A 3,587-nucleotide genomic window follows, 5' to 3' on the forward strand; every position below is an offset into this window, starting at 1 on the left:
GCCGGTGCTCCGCTCCCCACTCCCCCACACGCCCCACGCGGCCCACACGATCTCCCTCCGTCGCACGACGGCTCCGCGCTCCCGGCGACGCTCCCGGAGGCGTTCGCCCGGCAGGCGGCTCTCACCCCCGACGCGACGGCGCTGGTGGACGCCGCGGGCGCGACGGACACCGCGCTGACCTACCGCGAACTCGACGACCTCACCGACCGGCTGGCCCGTCTCCTGGTGGCGGAGGGGCTGGAGCCGGGCGGCACCGTGGGCGTGCTGATGGACCGTTCGGCGGAGCTGGTCGTCTCCCTGCTCGCCGTCGTCAAGGCGGGCGGCTGCTACGTCCCGCTGGACCCGCGCCAGCCCGTCACCCGCCTGCGGTGGATCCTCGACCAGACCGGCGCCGGACCGCTGTTGACGGCGGGTCAGGAGACGGACACCCGGATCACCGCGGACCACCGCGTCCTGCCCGTGGACCTGTCCGGCCTCGCCGCGCGGGACACCGGCACCCAGGCGCCCGCCGCGTCGCCGTACCCCTGCGAGCCGCGCCAGCTGGCGTACGTGATGTTCACCTCCGGCTCCACCGGCACCCCCAAGGGCGTCGCCGTCACCCACGAGAACGTGGTGGGCCTCGCCCGCGACCAGGCGTGGCGCGGCGACGCGCACGGCCGGGTCCTGCTGCACTCGCCGCACGCCTTCGACGCCTCGACGTACGAGCTGTGGGTGCCGCTGCTGCGCGGCGGCGCGGTCGTGGTCGCGCCGCCCGGCGAGCTGGACGCGCGGGCCGTCGCCGCGGCGGTGACGGAGGCGGGCATCACCGGCCTGTGGGTGACCGCGGGGCTGTTCTCGGTGCTGGCCGAGGAGGCGCCGGAGTGCTTCCGCGGGGTGCGCGAGGTGTGGACGGGCGGCGACGCGGTCTCCCCCGCGGCCGTCCGCCGGGTCCTGCGCGCGTGCCCCGAGACCGCGGTCGTCAACGGCTACGGGCCGACGGAGACGACCACGTTCGCCACCTGCCACCGGGTGGCGGACGCGGGGGTGCTGGGCACGGTCGTGCCGATCGGCGCCGCGATGGCAGGGATGCGCACCGAGGTGCTCGACCCCCGGCTCGCGCCGGTGCCGCCCGGCGAGGTCGGCGAGCTCTACCTGGGCGGCTCCGGGCTGGCGCGCGGCTACTGGAACCGCCCCGGGCTCACCGCCGAGCGCTTCGTCGCCGACCCGCTCGGCGAGCCCGGCGCCCGGCTGTTCCGCACCGGCGACCTGGTGCGGCGCGGCGCCGACGACGTCCTGGAGTTCGTGGGCCGCAGCGACGACCAGGTGAAGATCCGCGGCTTCCGGGTCGAGCCCGGCGAGGTCGAGGCCGTGCTCGCGGGCCACCCCGGGGTCGCCCAGGCGGCGGTCGTCGTCCGGGAGGACAGGCCCGGCCAGAAGCGGCTCGTCGGCTACGTCGTACCGGCCGAGGAGAGCGGCGCGGAGACGGCCGCGGACGGCGCCGACCGCGTCGGCGAGTGGCAGGAGATCTACGACTCGCTGTACAGCGGCGCCGCCGGTGCGCGCTTCGGCGAGGACTTCTCCGGCTGGAACAGCAGCTACGACGGCGAGCCGATCCCCCTGGAGCAGATGCTCCAGTGGCGGGACACCACGGTGGCCCGCATCCGGGAGCTGCGCCCCCGCCGGGTGCTGGAGATCGGCGTCGGCACCGGTCTGCTGATGTCCCGGCTGGCGCCGCACTGCGAGGCGTACTGGGGCACGGACCTCTCCGGGCAGGTCATCGAGGCGTTGCGGCAACTGGTGCGCGAGGACCCGGCGCTCGCGGGCCGGGTGGAGCTGCGGGCCGGTTCCGCCGACGCTCTCCCGGAGCTGCCGGCCGGGTTCTTCGACACGGTCGTGATCAACTCCGTGACGCAGTACTTCCCCGACGCCCGCTACCTCGCGGACGTCCTGGGCGAGGCCGTCGGGCTGCTCGTGCCCGGCGGGGCGGTGTTCGTCGGCGACGTCCGCAACCTGCGCCTGCTGCGCGCCTTCCACACCGACGTCCGGCTGCGCGACGACGCCCTGCCGGGCGACCCCGCCGCCGTGCGCGCGGCGGTCGAGCACGCCATGGTGCGCGAGAAGGAGCTGCTGGTCGACCCCGCGTTCTTCACCGAGCTGGCGGCCTCGCTGCCGGGCCGGGTCGGCAGCGAAGTGCGCGTCAAGCGCGGCCGGTACGTCAACGAGCTGACGCGCTACCGCTACGACGCCGTGCTCCGCAAGCTGCCCGCCGACGCGGGCACTCCCCCGCCGGTGCGGGAGCTGCCGTGGCGTCAGGACGTCTGCGCGACCGGCACGCTGGCGGCCCTGCTGCGCGCCGAGCCACCGGCGGGCGACATACGGCTGACCGGGGTGCCGGACGCCCGGCTCGCGCCCGTGGCCCGGGCCGCCCGGGCCCTGGACGGTGCGGACGGCCCGGCCCGGATACGGGCCCTGAGCGGCAAGGACGACGCCGACACCGACGCGCTGGAGCGGCTGCACGAGCTGGCGGAGGACCTGGGCCTGCGGGCCTCGGCCTCCTGGTCGGCCACCGAGGAGGGCGCCCTGGACGTCGTCCTGACCGCCCGGGAGCCCGGCACCCCGGGCGGCGGCGGTCCCGCGCCCGCGGGCGTGCCGCTCGCGTCGCTCGTCAACGCGCCCGCCGCCGCGCGGGACACCGGCGCGCTGGTCTCCTCCGTCCGCTCCTACCTGCGCGAGCGGCTGCCCGAGTACCTGGTGCCCGGGGCGACCGTGGTCCTCGACACCCTGCCGCTGACGGCGAACGGCAAGGTGGACCGGCGCAGGCTGCCGGAGCCCGGCACCGGCTCCACCGAGGGCGGCCGGGCCCCGCGCACCCCGCTCGAAGAGCTGCTGTGCGGGCTGTTCGCCGACATCCTGGGCGTCTCCGGCGTCACCGTCGACGACAGCTTCTTCACCCTCGGCGGGCACTCGCTCTCCGCCACCCGGCTCAGCACCCGTCTGCGGTCCGTCCTCGGCCTGGAGCTGCCGGTGCGCAGCGTCTTCGAGACGCCGACCGTCGCCGGGCTCGCCGAGGCCGTGCGCCGGGCGTCGGCCGGGGACCGGCCGCCCCTGGAGCGGACGGCGCGCCCCGGCGAGGTGCCGCTGTCGTTCGCCCAGCGGCGGCTGTGGTTCCTCGACCGGCTGCAGGGTCCGGGCGCCGCGTACAACGTGCCCCTCGTGCTGGAGCTGGACGGCGAGCTGGACCGGGCGGCCCTGGAGGCGGCGCTGGCCGACGTGGTGGAGCGGCACGAGAGCCTGCGGACGGTGTTCCCGGAGACGGCCGGAGTGCCGCGGCAGCTCGTCCTGGACGGCGCGGCCGCCCGGCTCCGGCTGGACGTGACGGAGGTGGCGGCGGACGCGCTGGACGCCGCGGTGGCCGCCGCGGTCCGCGCGCCCTTCGACCTCGCGGCCGAGATCCCCGTACGGGCCCGCCTGTTCACCCCCGGCCCCGGCCGGCACGTCCTGGCACTGACGGTGCATCACATAGCCTGCGACGGCTGGTCGCTGGCGCCGCTGTGGCGGGACCTCGCGACCGCCTACGCGGCCCGCCGCGCGGGCACGGCGCCCCGGGC

At 77.0% G+C, this 3,587-nt stretch carries 1 protein-coding gene; it reads left to right on the forward strand.

Annotation, left to right across the window (positions count from 1 at the left end):
* Positions 1 to 3,587, forward strand: a 3,587-nt coding sequence (locus K6I34_RS33740) for a non-ribosomal peptide synthetase (RefSeq protein ID WP_229331853.1), incomplete at both ends; no start/stop codon positions are given.

Origin of the sequence: Streptomyces sp. UNOC14_S4 (assembly GCF_020740835.1) — a bacterium.
Taxonomy (GTDB): domain Bacteria; phylum Actinomycetota; class Actinomycetes; order Streptomycetales; family Streptomycetaceae; genus Streptomyces.